Here is a 14,658-nt window from a genome sequence, read left to right as displayed (position 1 = left end):
ATGTGATGATGTTTTTGCTCGGCCCCGCATTCTTCGAAGTGTCGGCGCGCAGGACTTTGCATCGCCTACACCAGACGCACGGTGCGCCCGCGTCGGCCGCGGCCGCGCGGCTGCCCGCGCTTTCCGCGGTACTGGACCAGCATGCCGCCGCCGTGCGCGACATTCTCCGGCACGGCGTTGCGGATTCGTCGGATGTTCCCCCCACCGTGCTGCTCGCGGGTTACGCGCGCGGATTGCTCGATCAGGTACGTGAGGCCCGTACGGCCGAGCGGGACAGCCACGGTCCGGCGGACGTACCCGAGAGGCAGGGCAAGGTGCCGCAGGACGTCCGCGAGTGGGCGGAGGCGGACTGGATCCATCTGCGCCTGGCCGGGGTGTGCCTGCACGGCATGCGCAACCCCGCCGAGCTGGCGCCCCCGCAACCGCAGTGAGCGAGCTGCCACAGCCGAGCGCGTCCGCCGTGTCTACGGCGGACGCGCTGTCCATGTAGCGGACCTACCGCGTATCACCTTCGTCGGGGTAGTCCCGGTACCCGCCGGACCGCGGTTGGCCCCCACCCGGGGTCGTCCCCCGACCAGGCTGCGGATAGCCGCCGCCCGGCGTCGCACCCTGACCGGGCTGCGGATAGGTCCCACCAGGGGTTGTCCCCTGACCAGGCTGCGGGTAGGTCCCACCAGGCGTCGCGCCCTGGCCCGGCTGCTGGACCGGGCCGCGCGTGCCCGGCTCTTGCCATTGCTGTCCCTGAGCGCCCTCGCGCGCCGGGCCGCCAACGGGTTGCTCTTCCCATTGCCCTTCGCCGGAGACGGGCTGCTGGCCGCGGGCCGCCTGCTGATCCACCAGCATCTGTTCGCGGGCAGCGTCCTCACGGCCGCGGCGGTAGGCCTCGGCATGCCCCCTGGCCGTGGGGATCTCGTGCTCGAGGTCGCTGATCCAGTTCTCCCAGCGCTGCTGCATCGGGCGGATCATACCGCCGCCGACGCCCACGACCAGGATGCCGCCGACGGTCGCCAGCACCGCGACGAGAATCGGCACGGTGACCGCTGTGGCGACGCCGATCTGGTTCAGCGCGGCCACGATGCCGATGGCCCAGATGAACACCGCCGCGATCCTGGCGAGCATCGGGCCGTAGGACAGGCCGCCGAGCGTGTTGCCGACCACATCGCGCACCGCGTGCGCGATCGCACCCGCGACCACCACGATGACGATCGCGACCGCCAGCCTCGGCAACCATGCGACGATCCCGCCGATGACGTTGCTGACCGGGTTCGGGCCGAAGACACCGAAGCCGATTTGCAGGGCGATCAGCAGAATCGCGTAGTACGCGAGCCTCGCCAGAATGTCAGAGGCGTCGTATTTACTCCGCGCCAGCATTTGCCGTACCCCGCCGCGCTCGACGGCCCGGTCGAACCCGACCCGCTCCAGCACTTTGTCGACGATCTTCTCTACCGCCTTCGCGACGAGCCAGCCGATGAGCAGGATGACGAGGAAGCCGGCCAGCTTGGGCACGAACGTGGCGATGGAAGCCCAAGCGTCGGAGAACCCCTGCTGAAAATCGATGGCCAGACTAGAGGTATGCATCTCCATCCCTTCGCTGTGCGATGGCGCCGCGGCTATTTGCCACGGCTGCGTCCAGCCCGGCTATACCCCTGAAAGAATCTCTGAATCTGATATTTGCGGACAGATTGCCACTTTTTTGTTTTCGATCTTGCCGGACTTCTCGATCACAGCTGATCGCACGCCCCACTGAATTCCCGGCTTCCGCGAGCCGAACTCGATTTCGCTCGCCGAGTGCCGAATTGACAGCATCGGGTCCTGCCCGGCAGACTCCCTGCCGATCCACTTCGCAAGCTGAATCGAGGCCCGAGCACACCTCGCGGCCGGTGCGAAGAATTGCCGCCCGAAGCCGGGCTCACAAAGGGGAAGCGCTCACGGCATGGTGGATCGCCACGGGTAGGGGATTGTTACGTTTGGTCATTTTGGTGCCATGTGGGTGTCACCGGCACGCCAAGGGCGGTGCTCAAGCTAGAGGGGGACCCCGGCATTTGGGCGATGCCTCCACCGCCAACTCCATCGGAGGTGCACGATGCACACGTTGACAATCGACCGTAGCGCACGATGGTCGGTTCCGAATGCACTGGGAGCCAGCCATGTTCGTGCGTAACCAGCACCTGCCGCGGCATCCGCGCGGCGGCATCCGGCCATTGCCGGATCAGCGCGAACTCGTCGCCGCCTTCGGCGGGCATTCGAGCGACTCGGACGACGAACATCCCCTGCTCACCTGGGCCGTGACACTGGCAACGCTGCACCGGCAGCGGCACACCGATCCCCTGGCCGCAGCCGGAATCGACTGCCGCCGGGCCGAACTGGTGGCCGCCATCGATGCGTGGGTGGTCGACCAGTTCCCCCGCAAGCGCTCGACCGACCATCTGCGCGCGGAATCTCTCGGTGCCACAGTCGATCGCATGGCCGCGGCGCACGTCCACGCCAGCCACCTGCTGCACACCGCCGAAAAGGTCTCCGACGCCCGGGTGCACGCCGCCTGGTACCGGCTGGCTCTGCTAGCCGACGAGTGGACCGACCTGATCACCGGCGGGGTGCGGGAAACGGTGCGCAGCAGACGACCGGCATAGGCTCGGCTCGACAGCCGGAAGTCGGCCTTGCCACCGCGTCGGCCGTCGGATCGTGAGAGCCCTGCGCCATACCTTGATGCGCAGGGCGTACTCGGTCGATGCGGCGGCCCGGCGTGCTCGGTTACTTCCCGATGTGGCCGGTGCTGAGGAAGCCGAGCAGGTCGTGGCGAGTGATGACGCCGACGGGTTTGCCGTCCTCGACGACCATGAGGGCGTCGGTGTCCGAGAGCGCCTTGGTCGCGGCGGAGATGGGCTCGCCCGAGCCGATCAGCGGGAACGAGGGGCTCATGTGCTGGGCCACCGAATCGGTCAGGTGTGCCCGGCCTTCGAAGACCGCCGACAGCAGGTCGCGCTCGGACACGCTGCCCGCCACCTCGCCTGCCATCACCGGCGGCTCGGCGCCGACCACGGGCATCTGGGACACGCCGTACTCGCGCAGGATCTCGATGGCGTCGCGCAGCGTCTCCGACGGATGGGTGTGCACCAGGTCGGGCAGCTCGCCGGACTTGCCGCGCAATACGTCACCCACGAGCGGTTCGGCTGTGCCATCCATCCGTTCGCGGAGGAAGCCGTAGGAGCTCATCCACTCGTCGTTGAAGATCTTCGACAGGTAACCGCGCCCGCTGTCGGGCAGCAGCACCACGACCAGCGCGTCCGGATCACGCCGCGCCACCTCGATGGCCGCGACCACCGCCATGCCGCAGGAACCGCCGACCAGCAGACCCTCCTCGCGGGCCAGCCTCCGGGTCATCTCGAAGGAGTCCGCGTCGGACACCGCGATGATCTCGTCCGGCACCGCGGGGTCGTAGGCGGACGGCCAGAAGTCCTCACCGACGCCCTCGACCAGGTATGGCCGCCCGGTGCCGCCGGAGTACACCGAGCCCTCCGGATCGGCGCCGATGATCTGCACCTTCCCGCCGGAGACCTCCTTGAGGTAGCGGCCGGTGCCGGTGATGGTGCCGCCCGTGCCGACGCCGGCCACGAAGTGGGTGACCTTGCCGTCGGTGTCGCGCCAGATCTCCGGACCGGTGGTCTCGTAGTGGCTGTCCGGCCCGCCGGGGTTGGAGTACTGGTCGGGCTTCCACGCGCCCTCGATCTCGCGGACCAGGCGGTCGGAGACGCTGTAGTAGCTGTTCGGGTGGTCCGGCGGCACGGCTGTCGGGCAGACCACGACCTCGGCGCCGTAGGCACGCAGCACGTTGCGCTTGTCCTCGCTGACCTTGTCCGGGCAGACGAACACGCACTTGTAGCCGCGCTGCTGCGCGACCAGCGCCAGGCCGACCCCGGTGTTGCCCGAGGTGGGCTCGACGATGGTGCCGCCGGGGCGCAGCTGCCCGGACTTCTCGGCGGCGTCGATCATCTTCACCGCGATCCGGTCCTTGGCGCTGCCGCCCGGATTGAGGTATTCGATCTTGGCCGCCACCAGGCCCGCGTTCGATCCGACAACCGAGTTCAACCGGACCAGCGGCGTGTTGCCGATGAGATCCACGACATGATCCGCGATGCGCATGGACCCCATCGTTGCAGACGCACTACCTGTGAGTTCGCGCACGCCGGGCGCAACGGTCCCGGCTACCGGCAAAACCGGCGCTCGCGCCTTTAGGATCGCTGCCATGAAGCAGCCGAACATCGCCCGCGCCGCAGCGATTTTGGCCGGATCGGCGATGGCTCTAGTGATCGGATCCGGCGCGCACGCGGACGCGGCGACCGTCGAATTCCCCGACGTGCCCACGCTGGCGCATGGTGGTCTGTGCTGGACCACCATCCGCACCTGGGCCGATACCAGCGCGGAATGGCCTGGCCGCGCCGTTCTCAACGTCCGCGCGCTCCCCGTGTCGGGCATCGGGCCAGGCCGCCATCCGTTTGCGCCGCTGTGCGAGGTTCGCACGACCGTCGCTTGGCGCAACGTCACCACCGGCGCCACCGGCCGCTACGACAACACGGTGGTCACCGGTATCTACGGCAGCATCCAGTACGCGCTGTTCCAGGACACCGGCCCGGGCTTGGTCGAGGTCACCATCTCCACCGACGCGGCGAGCGTCCCCGCGCGCGGCTCCTTCGTGGTGCCGGGCTGACCCAGGCGGATCCGGTCACGCTCCGGACCGGGGCCTCCTGACGGACCGGCGTTGGCGTGATGGGCTGCGGTATCGCCGACCGTTCCGTGACACTTGCCACAGCCGCGGCCAGGCATGTTCCAGGGCCATTGAGCCGTCAGGTGCCGGACCGTCCGGACGGCATGTGTGCCCGTGGGCCATCGATCAGGTCGGCGAGCACGGTTTCGATGATGGAGTGGCGGCGCTGGATGATGTCGACGTCGGGTGCGGGCTCGGTGGTGTCGACGTCCGCCTCGACGGCAGGTAGCGGGCGGTGATTGTGCACGCTGCACAACACCCGGCTGAAAATGTGGGCCGCAGGACCGTTTTCGGCCCGGTGCCGGCTCAGTAACCTCATCGATCACGCCAGGTGGAAAGTGATCGAGAACATGGCTGAGACGATTCAATACTTCATGTGGCAGCGGCCTGCCGACATAAGACTTTTCAAAAGGTGCACTGTCGCACAGGAACACGGCGTTTGCCGTACATGTCCATCAAGCTTCCTGTTATGGAGTGCACATGTTAATTAGCGAATCGGTAGCTCCTGCTTCGGCCGAAGATGTGGTGGCGGCCGCCTCGGCTCCTGAGCGGCTGATCAGGCTGCTGCGGGAAAGCGATAGCGCAACCCGGACGCTTGCGGCCTGGATCGGTGCGCCGGTGGTGCTGGATGTGGTGGACAGGCACGATGACCGGCTGTCGAGCGCCGAGTTCGCCGATCTCGATCTGTGGCGGCCCGAGCCGGTGCAACGACGGGCGATACGTTTGCTGGACATTCGTAATCACGTGCTTTCCGAGGCAACCGCGACCGTCGTTCTGGGCCGGTTGCCCTATTCCATTGCCCGCGCGCTCCGGGACGGAAACACTCCGCTCGGATTACTGCTGGCTCCATTGCACCCCAAGCGGCACACGCTCAGCGTGGTGCGCAGCCCGGAATCCGGCAACCAGCAGGGCAGCCCTCTGTTCGACATCACCGCTCGCCTGGATGTGGGCGGTCTCCCGGTCGCGTTGGTGCGCGAGCGATATCTGTGGGAGAGGCTGCTGTGACAAGCAGGATGGGCGTCGGCGTGCTGGTCGCCGGCGCTGCGATGGCGGGGTGACCACCGCGTACTCAGCGTGGGGTTGTGCACGGCTGCGCAACACTCGGCGGAAAATATGGCCCGCCGGACCATTTCCGAACCTCGACCCACTCAGTAACCTCATGGGCCACGCAAGCTGGAAAGTGATCGAGAACATTGGCTGAGACGGTTCAATATGTCGGGTGGTGGCGGGCCGGCGGCCGACAGATTTCTCAACAGCGCCCGAGGGGACAGGACGTGCGCGGTCGGCTGGTCGCCGAGTCGGCGCAGCAATATCCGAGGGCGGCACATCGCGGAAACCTCCCGCGGAAGGCTTACCGATGACGGTCTCCCCCCTCCCGCCCGCTCAGCGTCGGCCGTCCCGTGTACCGGCCATGGCCGATGGCGACGTGGTCGCCATCCTCGCGGATATCGCACGAACACTGAAGTCGCGCGAACTGGAGATCACTGCGGGCATGAGCGCCTTGATGGCCCGCGAAATCGAAAATCTCGGCGAAGATCCGCAGCTGGCCGAAACTCTCGAGGCCAGTGTGCACGGCAATGTCTCCACAGTCATCCTTGTTCTGGCCAACGATATACCCGTCGACCATCTGCAACCCCCCACCGCCGCCATCGAATACGCCCTGCGGCTGGCTCAGCGCGAGGTGCCATCCAATTCCCTGGTACGTGCGTACCATATGGGTCAGAACGAGATGCTGCGCATCTGCTACGACGAGATCGATCGACGCGCACTGTCCGCACCGCTGGCATTGGCCGTCATCAAACGGCTCACCGGGATCATCTACAGCTATATCGACTGGATCACACTCGCTGTCTTCGATGCCTACGAAGCCGAACGTAGCCGGTGGTCCAGTTTCCGTGGGAGCGTGCGGTCCTCCACTGTGCACGCGGTGCTCTCCACGGACACGCCGGACACCGCCTCCTTCGAGGCCGAGACCGGCTATCGATTGAGCCGAACGCACCTTGCGCTGATCCTGTGGCGCCCCGGTCCCGAACAGCCGAGCACACTGCATTTATTGGACACGCACGCGCGCGCAATCGCCCGTGGCTTGCATGCCGAAAGCCCTCCGATTGTCACAGCCATCGATCGGCACACCGCATGGGCCTGGCTGCCGTTCGGCTTGCGCGAACCGATCACCAAAACAACTGAGCTGTGCTCGATGGTGGATCTCACCGACGGTACGCGGCTAGCTGTCGGACTGCCCGGCGAGGGTCTCGGCGGATTCCGCCGCTCACATCAGCAGGCACGGGCCGCATATTTCGTTGCGACCGTGCCCGGCGCCCCGCCTCCTCCACCGGTCGTCGGCTTCGGGGACCCTGGGGTCGCCGCGATCTCCCTGCTGGCCAAGGATCTGGATTCCGCCAGAGCCTGGGTCCAGGAGGTACTGGGTGAACTCGCAGATGACACCGACCAAGCGGCGATCCTGCGCCACACACTCAGCACCTACTACGCAACCAGCGAAAGCCATGTGCACACCGCCCAGATCCTCACTCTGCACCGCAACACCGTCAAATACCGCGTCACCAAGGCCATCGAGGCCACGCGCAGCAGCACTGTCCCGCATGACGAACTCGACATCGCACTGGCACTGCAGATCTGCCGCCTTCTCGGTGCGAGGGTCCTGCGGCGCACCACCTGACTTCTCCGTCCCGGGTCGAGGGCCCGTTCCCCGTCCGGCCACGAAATGCCGGGTTCCAGCGAGCCCTTTCGTTATCGCCGGACCGCGAACGTCCCTCATTCGCAGCGACCGTGTGGGGACCCGCCCCACGGCCCGTCGACGCCACGCCGGCTCGGCTGGCCGCCGACGTCTACAAGCCTGCCGATCCCGGCGCGACCATCGATGGCCGAGCGTCGCTCCCGCGCACAGATCGTGTCTACCTGGGCGGGCACATCCGCACGCCGATCAAGCGGCCCGGTGGGCGCGCGGCGCACAGATGCCACGGCCGTGTTGGGGACTGAGCGGATCGTCCTGATTTCGTAAAATTCCTGTCGTGAGCGCACCTCGACTCCACTGGCGGACGGCGGCGATGACCGGTGCCGCAGCCCTGCTTGCCGGTTCGGGCGCGGGCACCGCGTGGTGGGTGACCTATCGCCTGCTCATGGCCCAAGCGGGCGCCGCGCGCGGCGTGATCGGCCGGGACACCTCGAAACCGCCGGAAGCGGACGGCATCTACACCGCGGGCTGCGCGGAACCCGAGCCGTGGCGTACCGGCAAGCAGGCCGACCTGCACCTGATGATCTTCGGCGACTCCACCGCGGCGGGCGTCGGCTGCCTGGTACCCGACGAGGTACCGGCCGTACGCCTGGCCCGCGGCCTTCGCCGACGCGACCGGGCAGCGAGTCCGCTCGAGCACCAAGGCGATCTCCGGCGCCACCTCCAAGGGGCTGGCCGGTCAGGTGGACGCGATGTTCGTCGCGGGTCCGCCGCCGGACGCCGCGGTCATCCTCATCGGCGCCAACGACGTCACCAAGAAACACTCGATCCGCGCCTCCGCGCGCAGGCTCGCCGCGGCGGTGGCCCGGCTGCGCCGCGCCGACGCCGTGGTGGTGGTCGGTACCTGCCCGAACCTGGGCACGGTGACCGCCATCCCACAACCGCTGCGGAGCGTGGTGCACAACTGGAGCGTCCGCTTGGCCAGAGCGCAGCAGGTGGCGACGACGTTCGCGGGCGGGCATCCGGTGCCGATGGGATATCTGCTCGCCCCGGAGTTCCGCGCCGCGCCGGAACTCCTGTTCGCCGCCGATGGATTCCACCCGTCGGCCGTGGGTTACGAACTCGCCGCCGCGCAGCTGCTTCCGGTGCTGATCGACGCACTGGACGGGACACCCGCTTCCGGTTCTCCGCGACGGGACGTAAATTCGATACGAATCCGCGAGTAAGTACAAAAAGGGTTCGCCACAACCGTCCGACTAAGGAGTCCTCATGCCTGAGGCCGTCATCGTTTCGACCGCACGCTCCCCGATCGGCCGTGCCCGCAAGGGTTCGCTGGTCGACCTGCGGCCCGACGATCTGACCACGCAGATTGTGCGGGCAGCGCTCGACAAGGTGCCTGCCCTCGACCCGGCCCAGATCGACGATCTGATCCTCGGCTGCGGTTCCCCTGGAGGTGAACAGGGCTTCAACATCGCCCGCATCGTCGCCGTGCAGCTCGGCTACGACTTCGTGCCCGGTACCACCGTGCACCGCTACTGCGCGTCGTCACTGCAGTCCACCCGGATGGCATTCCACGCGATCAAGGCGGGCGAGGGTGACGTGTTCATCTCCGCGGGCGTCGAAACCGTCTCCCGCTACGTGAGCGGTTCCGCCGACAGCTGGCCGAACACCCAGAACCCCCTGTTCACCGAGGCTCAGCAGCGCACCGCCAAGACCGCAGAGGGCGGCGCGGGCATCTGGCACGACCCGCGTGAGGACGGCCTGCTCCCCGACGCCTACATCGCGATGGGCCAGACCGCCGAGAACGTCGCCTCGTTCACCGGCATCACCCGCGAGGAGCAGGACCGCTGGGGTGTGCGCTCGCAGAACCGGGCCGAAGAGGCAATTAAGAACGGCTTCTTCGAGCGGGAGATCATCCCGGTGACGCTGCCGGACGGCACGGTGGTCAGCAAGGACGACGGCCCGCGCGCCGGCGTCACCTACGAGGCGGTCGCCGGGCTGAAGCCGGTGTTCCGCCCGGACGGCACCATCACCGCGGGCAACTGCTGCCCATTGAACGACGGCGCGGCGGCGCTGGTCATCATGAGCGACACCAAGGCCAAGGAGCTGGGGCTGACCCCGCTGGCGCGCATCGTGTCCACGGGCGTGTCCGGACTGTCACCGGAGATCATGGGCCTCGGCCCGATCGAGGCGTGCAAGCGTGCGCTGGCGCTGGCGGGCAAGACCATCGACGACATCGACCTGGTCGAGATCAACGAGGCGTTCGCGGTGCAGGTGCTCGGCTCGGCCAGGGAGCTGAAGATCGACGAGGACAAGCTGAACGTCTCCGGCGGCGCGATCGCGCTCGGCCACCCGTTCGGCATGACCGGCGCCCGGATCACCACCACGCTGATCAACAACCTGCAGACCTACGACAAGCAGTTCGGTCTGGAGACCATGTGCGTCGGCGGCGGCCAGGGCATGGCGATGGTCATCGAACGCCTGAGCTGAGACACGAAAAGGGCGGTCGCCGGATGATCCGGCGACCGCCCTTTCGCTGTGCGGCTAGTCGTTCTGGAAGTAGCTCAGCAGTCGCAGAATCTCGACGTAGAGCCAGACCAGGGTGACGGTGAGGCCGAAGGCCACGCCCCAGGCCGCCCGCTCCGGCGCCTGCGCGCGGATCAGCTGGTCCGCGGCGTCGAAGTCGAGCAGGAAGCTGAACGCGGCGATGGCGATGACCACCAGGCTGAAGACGATCGCCAGCGGGCCACCATCCCGCAGACCCAGGCCGCCGGAGATGAAGAAGCTGGCGATCAGGTTGCCCAGCATGAGCACCAGGACGCCGATCATGGCGCCGACGATCATCCTGGTGAACCGCGGCGTCACCCGGATGGCGCCGGTCTTGTAGACCACGAGCATGCCCGCGAACACACCGAACGTGCCGAGCACCGCCTGACCGATCAGCGCGCTACCGCCGGCCCCGCCGAACTCGATACTGGTGAACATGAACGACAGCGCACCGAGGAAAAGACCCTCGGCGACCGCGTAGGACAGCACCAGCACCGGGTTGTCCATCTTGTTCGCGAACGTCGCGATCAGCACCAGCACCAGGCCGACCAGGCCGCCGACGATCACGAACATCGGCGCGAGCGACGTGTTCGCGTTGGTGAGGCCGTAGGAGACGATCGCGGACAGGGCGAGCACCGCCAGGGTGATGCCCGTCTTGGTCACCACGTCGTCGATCGTCATCGCCCTGGTGGTGGGCGGGGCCTGTGGCGGGTAGGGCTGCTGGGGGTGCTGACCGTACTGGTTGCCGACCTGTCCCGCGGTGGTCACGCCGGAACCGAAGTTGGCGTATCCACCGCCCTCCTGCCTGGGCAGGTTCCTGAAAACCGGATTGCTCGTGGTACGCACGGCGTCCCTTTCTGGAGTCGTTGCCGCTGTTCATCGAGGTGGTTGCCTCGATATCCAACTGCTTTGTCCAACGTTTGTCCCCGGCCGCGAGTTCCCGGGGGAGCTCACTGAGCCAGACAATTCGGACTCTACCGCTGCCGCGGGTCGTGCAGACCACGCACGGACCGAGTCACCGTGAATTTCCGGTTGCGCCCGACCACCTCGGTCCGGCCGACCATGCGTTCGACCACGGCGCGATAGTTGAGGTGCGAGTTGTACACCGTCCACAGCTCACCGCCCGGGCGCAGCACCCGTCCGGTCTCGGCGAACATCTTGATCGCCGATCCGGTGTGCACCGCCGCGCCGACGTGGAACGGCGGATTGCACAACACCAGATCGGCGCTGTTGTCCGCGGCCGAGGACATCGCGTCGTCGCGCGCGACGCACACGCGGTCGGCGACGCCGTTCGCATCGGCGGTGGCTCGTGCCGAGGCGACCGCGGCGGCCGATTGATCGGTGGCGACCACCTTGATTCCCGGCCGCGCGGTGGCCAGCGCGACGGCCAAGATGCCAGTGCCGCAACCGAGGTCGATCGCGTCGCGGGCGTCCGGCTTCATCAATTTCAGATGTTCGAGCAGGAACCTGGTTCCGATGTCGAGGCGGGCGCCGGAGAAGGCGGCGCCGTGCGCGACCACCTCGAGACCCAATTCGTCGAGCCGTTCGTGCACCGGGAAGGGCGGGTCGCCCACCGGCTTCGCCCCCGCCACCAGAAGGGTGCGCGACTTCTGCCTGCCCCGGCTGGCGCGCACTTCGCGGAACGACTGGGCCAGAACGTCGTTCATCGACTTGGTCAGATACTTGTCCCGGCCGCCCGCGAACACCTCCACGTCCGGGTCGGCGTAACGCGCGATGGCGTCGGCTATTTCGGCCAGCCCGGCCAGCACTCGGGGCAGGCGGAGCAACACCACTCGGGCATCACTCAGCAATCCGGCGCCGAGCGGGTGCGCGGTGTAGCGATCCGACAGGCCGAGCGCGCGAGCGTTGTTCGCCAGCGCGAGTTCGCCGGTGAGCAGATCCTGGTGCACCCGGACGTCGCGCAGATCGTGACCGGCGATGGCGCCGAGGGTCAGCGCGCCGTAACTGTCGCCGATAACGGCTACCTTTCCGCTATCGATGGTCGCCAAAGCGTCCGCGGCGACGTCGAGGATCAGCCGATCGGCGGCATCCACGGCATAGAGGTTCAGCGCCTCCACGTCCGGATACCGCCGCAATCGGCTCAGTACGTCCTCGACATGTCCCACACCTCAAGTGTGCTAGATCGTTGCCGAACGGTCGCGACCACCCCGTCCAATCGACCGCCTCGTGGTTCGCGGTGACACGAGCGAGCCGAGTAATGCATCGCCGCAGAGGAATTCGGCGTGTTACCCGGCTTGACGGCGGCGAGCGGCGCGCGCCACGCGAACAGATCCCGTGCGCCGCCGAGAACGAGAAATAGCAATGGACCGGCAATTTCCCGCTCGACACCGCTGTCCTGCCGTGCCGTAACTCAATCGCGGCGACGTCCCTTTCACTTCCGCTGCACGGCGAATCATCCGCAACGAGCCCCGATTACGCCATCCGACGCGCGCCGCTGAGTAGCATCGGCCTCATGCGCAACTGGATGGTGCTGACGGTCGCGGTCGCGACAGTACTGCTCTCGGGCTGCGGCAATGGCGAGTCGACCCCGGAGCTACCGGTCCCCTCGCTCACCGGCGCGCCGGCCGCTTCCCGCACACCGGCCGGGCCTGCGCCCGCCGTGCCGCAGGACGCCTCGCCCAAGCGGGGCACCGCTTCCACTGACGCGGCGCTGACGGTCACCGACATCCGCCTAGGCCGCCAGCCCGGCGTCGACCGCGTGGTCTACGACCTCGGCGGTGTCGGCACGCCCGGCTGGCTCGTCCGGTATACCGACCGCGCCGTGCAGGACGGCAGCGGCAATCGCGTCGACGTGGCGGGCCGGTCGATTCTCGAGGTGCGGATTTTGGGCTCGGCCTACCCTTTCGACAGCGGGGTGACGCCGTACGCGGGCCCTGATCCCGCCGTCGACCCGGCGGTGCCCGGTGTCGCGGGTGTGTACCGGACGACAGTGTTCGAAGGCGCCACCCAGTCGTTCATCGGCGTGCAAGCCGACCGGCCCGCCTTCACCGTCACGGCCTTGTCCAATCCGACCAGGCTGGTCGTGGACATCGCCGGCCCGTAGTCCTATACCAGTACGCCCAAGGGGTATGCGGCCGCGACGAAATCCGCAGGCACTAGACTCGCGGTTGTGGTCCATAGCCGCATGCTCCGAGCGACCGGGTTCGCCCGGTTGCTCGGCGTGCTGGCCTTGCTCGCCGGAATCGTCGCCATGCACTCGGCCGTCTTCGCGGTCGCCGGCCATGCCGCCGGTGCGCATGGCAGGGACATGCCGGATATCGGCCACGCCCGGTCCGGCCACACCGAAGCTCGACCGCACCGAATCGACCCTGGCCAGGGCCAGATTCACACGAAACTCGCCGAGGCGCAGCCCAACACTGACGGCACACTGCCCGGCCCGTACCAGGCTCGACCGCACCACCGAATCGAACCTGGCGACGGACGGATTCGCTCCGAACCCGTCCGGACACAACCGAGCCTCAGCGGCACCCTTCCCCGCCACGCCCGGCACCGGGCGGGCGACGGAGCACAACCCGGCTACCGCGAATCCTTCCGAAACGCGGGCGGTATCGGCTCGGTAACAACGGTTGCAGGAGGTCTCGGACAACCCATCGCGGACGCCGCGAGCGCGACGCCGTGGGCCCATACCCTGCGGCCGGTCGCAGCGGTGTTCGCGGCGAGTGCCATACCCGGTCCGGATTGTGCCGGGGATGGGTGCGACCGCGCGCACAGCGGGATGCACGGCTGCGTGTTCATCCTTGTCGTGCTCACGGCACTGATCGCGTTGGTGCTGCTCTACCGCATGGCGGCCGATCGCCCCGGCCACGGTCTGGCGCTGCCTCGGCATTGGCGACCGCGGCGGGAACGGCCACCGCCGTGGACCGTGCTCACTTTGGCCGAACTGGCGATTCTGCGGATCTGACAGCTCCGCCGCGTCCCTGTCTCCTAACGACGGTCGCGGCGTTGCCCATTCCCTCATCAGACTTTCCATTTCGCAAGGAGCACACCTATGTTCGTCACCCGAATCCGCGTGACCACCGCCATCGCCGCGGTCGCCGTGCTGAGCCTCGCCGGATGCGGCGACGCCGACACCGGCCACACCACCGAGCACGGCACCTCGGTGAGCGCGACAGCGACCACGAGCGCACCGGCGCGCGCCGAGCACAACGACGCCGACGTGACGTTTCTGCGGATGATGTACCCGCATCACGCGCAGGCCGTCGAAATGGCCGAGTTGGTGCCGAGCCACACCGACAATCCGCAAGTGCGCGCGCTGGCCGCGTCCATCGAGCAGGCGCAGGCACCAGAGATGCAGCAGATCACCACTCTGCTGCAGAGCTTCGGCCAGCCCGCACCCAGCGTCGGCCAGGAACACCAAGGCCACGACATGCCGAGTACACCCATGCCCGGGACGCCGATGCCCGGCATGATGTCCGCCGAACAGATGGCGGCCCTGCGAGCGGCATCCGGCCCGGATTTCGACCGCCAGTGGCTGACCATGATGATCGAGCACCACACGGGCGCCATCGCCATGGCCGAGACCGAACTCGCCGACGGCACGAACCCGGACGCGCAAGCGCTCGCCCGCGCGATCATCACGGCCCAGCAGGCGGAGATCGACCAAATGCGCACCATGCTCGGCCAGAGCTGAACCAGC

Annotated in this window: 14 protein-coding genes and 1 pseudogene; 10 read left to right on the top strand and 5 right to left on the bottom strand. The window is 67.6% G+C overall.

What is annotated here, in order from left to right:
- Window positions 1-5: 5 nt before the first annotated feature.
- Window positions 6-431, top strand: a complete 426-nt coding sequence (locus tag AB0M45_RS15435) for a DUF6401 family natural product biosynthesis protein (RefSeq protein ID WP_364328315.1) — start codon at window positions 6-8, stop codon at window positions 429-431.
- Window positions 432-495: 64 nt separating this feature from the next.
- Here the strand turns inward: AB0M45_RS15435 and AB0M45_RS15430 are convergent, their stop codons facing one another.
- Window positions 496-1,578, bottom strand: a complete 1,083-nt coding sequence (locus AB0M45_RS15430; RefSeq protein ID WP_364328312.1) for a hypothetical protein — start codon at window positions 1,576-1,578, stop codon at window positions 496-498.
- A gap of 569 nt (window positions 1,579-2,147) precedes the next feature.
- Between AB0M45_RS15430 and AB0M45_RS15425 the strand changes: the two genes are divergently transcribed.
- Complete coding sequence (locus AB0M45_RS15425) at window positions 2,148-2,630, top strand: DUF4254 domain-containing protein (protein WP_364328309.1); 483 nt, start codon at window positions 2,148-2,150, stop codon at window positions 2,628-2,630.
- A gap of 121 nt (window positions 2,631-2,751) precedes the next feature.
- Here the strand turns inward: AB0M45_RS15425 and AB0M45_RS15420 are convergent, their stop codons facing one another.
- Window positions 2,752-4,140, bottom strand: coding sequence for a cystathionine beta-synthase (locus AB0M45_RS15420; protein WP_364328306.1), 1,389 nt, complete (start codon window positions 4,138-4,140; stop codon window positions 2,752-2,754).
- Window positions 4,141-4,243: 103 nt separating this feature from the next.
- On the opposite strand from AB0M45_RS15420, the gene AB0M45_RS15415 reads away from it, so the two are divergent.
- A complete protein-coding gene (locus AB0M45_RS15415; protein ID WP_364328304.1) occupies window positions 4,244-4,705 on the top strand; it encodes a hypothetical protein in 462 nt (153 codons plus the stop codon).
- 136 nt (window positions 4,706-4,841) lie between these two features.
- Here the strand turns inward: AB0M45_RS15415 and AB0M45_RS15410 are convergent, their stop codons facing one another.
- Window positions 4,842-5,009: a hypothetical protein gene (locus tag AB0M45_RS15410; protein WP_364328533.1), complete on the bottom strand. Its 168-nt coding sequence runs from the start codon at window positions 5,007-5,009 to the stop codon at window positions 4,842-4,844.
- A gap of 233 nt (window positions 5,010-5,242) precedes the next feature.
- Here AB0M45_RS15410 and AB0M45_RS15405 point away from each other — a divergent pair, with 233 nt between their 5' ends.
- The 4 genes and pseudogenes from AB0M45_RS15405 (at window position 5,243) to AB0M45_RS15390 (ending at window position 9,944) form a co-directional block, all read left to right on the top strand.
- Window positions 5,243-5,767, top strand: coding sequence for a hypothetical protein (locus AB0M45_RS15405; protein WP_364328301.1), 525 nt, complete (start codon window positions 5,243-5,245; stop codon window positions 5,765-5,767).
- Window positions 5,768-6,119: 352 nt separating this feature from the next.
- Window positions 6,120-7,439, top strand: coding sequence for a helix-turn-helix domain-containing protein (locus AB0M45_RS15400; protein ID WP_364328298.1), 1,320 nt, complete (start codon window positions 6,120-6,122; stop codon window positions 7,437-7,439).
- A gap of 388 nt (window positions 7,440-7,827) precedes the next feature.
- Window positions 7,828-8,680, top strand: a pseudogene (locus tag AB0M45_RS15395) (SGNH/GDSL hydrolase family protein).
- A gap of 43 nt (window positions 8,681-8,723) precedes the next feature.
- Entirely contained in the window at window positions 8,724-9,944 is a 1,221-nt protein-coding gene (locus AB0M45_RS15390; protein ID WP_364328295.1) for an acetyl-CoA C-acetyltransferase, read from the top strand.
- A 54-nt stretch (window positions 9,945-9,998) separates the two neighbouring features.
- On the opposite strand, the gene AB0M45_RS15385 is transcribed toward AB0M45_RS15390, so the two are convergent.
- A complete protein-coding gene (locus tag AB0M45_RS15385; RefSeq protein WP_364328292.1) occupies window positions 9,999-10,847 on the bottom strand; it encodes a Bax inhibitor-1/YccA family protein in 849 nt (282 codons plus the stop codon).
- A gap of 128 nt (window positions 10,848-10,975) precedes the next feature.
- A complete protein-coding gene (locus AB0M45_RS15380) occupies window positions 10,976-12,127 on the bottom strand; it encodes a methyltransferase (RefSeq protein WP_364328289.1) in 1,152 nt (383 codons plus the stop codon).
- A gap of 347 nt (window positions 12,128-12,474) precedes the next feature.
- Here AB0M45_RS15380 and AB0M45_RS15375 point away from each other — a divergent pair, with 347 nt between their 5' ends.
- From AB0M45_RS15375 to AB0M45_RS15365, 3 genes are all read left to right on the top strand, one after another.
- A complete protein-coding gene (locus AB0M45_RS15375; protein WP_364328286.1) occupies window positions 12,475-13,065 on the top strand; it encodes a hypothetical protein in 591 nt (196 codons plus the stop codon).
- Between the two features lie 81 nt (window positions 13,066-13,146).
- Window positions 13,147-13,923: a hypothetical protein gene (locus tag AB0M45_RS15370; RefSeq protein ID WP_364328283.1), complete on the top strand. Its 777-nt coding sequence runs from the start codon at window positions 13,147-13,149 to the stop codon at window positions 13,921-13,923.
- A gap of 87 nt (window positions 13,924-14,010) precedes the next feature.
- Window positions 14,011-14,652, top strand: coding sequence for a DUF305 domain-containing protein (locus AB0M45_RS15365; RefSeq protein ID WP_364328280.1), 642 nt, complete (start codon window positions 14,011-14,013; stop codon window positions 14,650-14,652).
- Window positions 14,653-14,658: the final 6 nt, after the last annotated feature.

This window comes from Nocardia sp. NPDC051787 (genome assembly GCF_040681325.1).
GTDB lineage: Bacteria > Actinomycetota > Actinomycetes > Mycobacteriales > Mycobacteriaceae > Nocardia.
The sequence above is the reverse complement of the archived record's forward strand: the minus strand, read 5'-3'. Positions and strand labels throughout refer to the sequence as shown.

What these genes read in the sequence shown, in the direction of transcription:
- AB0M45_RS15435 (WP_364328315.1), top strand. Translation starts at nt 6, where the DNA reads ATGATGTTTTTGCTCGGCCCCGCATTCTTCGAAGTGTCGGCGCGCAGG.
- AB0M45_RS15430 (WP_364328312.1), bottom strand. Translation starts at nt 1,578, where the DNA reads ATGCATACCTCTAGTCTGGCCATCGATTTTCAGCAGGGGTTCTCCGAC.
- AB0M45_RS15425 (WP_364328309.1), top strand. Translation starts at nt 2,148, where the DNA reads ATGTTCGTGCGTAACCAGCACCTGCCGCGGCATCCGCGCGGCGGCATC.
- AB0M45_RS15420 (WP_364328306.1), bottom strand. Translation starts at nt 4,140, where the DNA reads ATGCGCATCGCGGATCATGTCGTGGATCTCATCGGCAACACGCCGCTG.
- AB0M45_RS15415 (WP_364328304.1), top strand. Translation starts at nt 4,244, where the DNA reads ATGAAGCAGCCGAACATCGCCCGCGCCGCAGCGATTTTGGCCGGATCG.
- AB0M45_RS15405 (WP_364328301.1), top strand. Translation starts at nt 5,243, where the DNA reads ATGTTAATTAGCGAATCGGTAGCTCCTGCTTCGGCCGAAGATGTGGTG.
- AB0M45_RS15400 (WP_364328298.1), top strand. Translation starts at nt 6,120, where the DNA reads ATGACGGTCTCCCCCCTCCCGCCCGCTCAGCGTCGGCCGTCCCGTGTA.
- AB0M45_RS15390 (WP_364328295.1), top strand. Translation starts at nt 8,724, where the DNA reads ATGCCTGAGGCCGTCATCGTTTCGACCGCACGCTCCCCGATCGGCCGT.
- AB0M45_RS15375 (WP_364328286.1), top strand. Translation starts at nt 12,475, where the DNA reads ATGCGCAACTGGATGGTGCTGACGGTCGCGGTCGCGACAGTACTGCTC.
- AB0M45_RS15370 (WP_364328283.1), top strand. Translation starts at nt 13,147, where the DNA reads ATGCTCCGAGCGACCGGGTTCGCCCGGTTGCTCGGCGTGCTGGCCTTG.
- AB0M45_RS15365 (WP_364328280.1), top strand. Translation starts at nt 14,011, where the DNA reads ATGTTCGTCACCCGAATCCGCGTGACCACCGCCATCGCCGCGGTCGCC.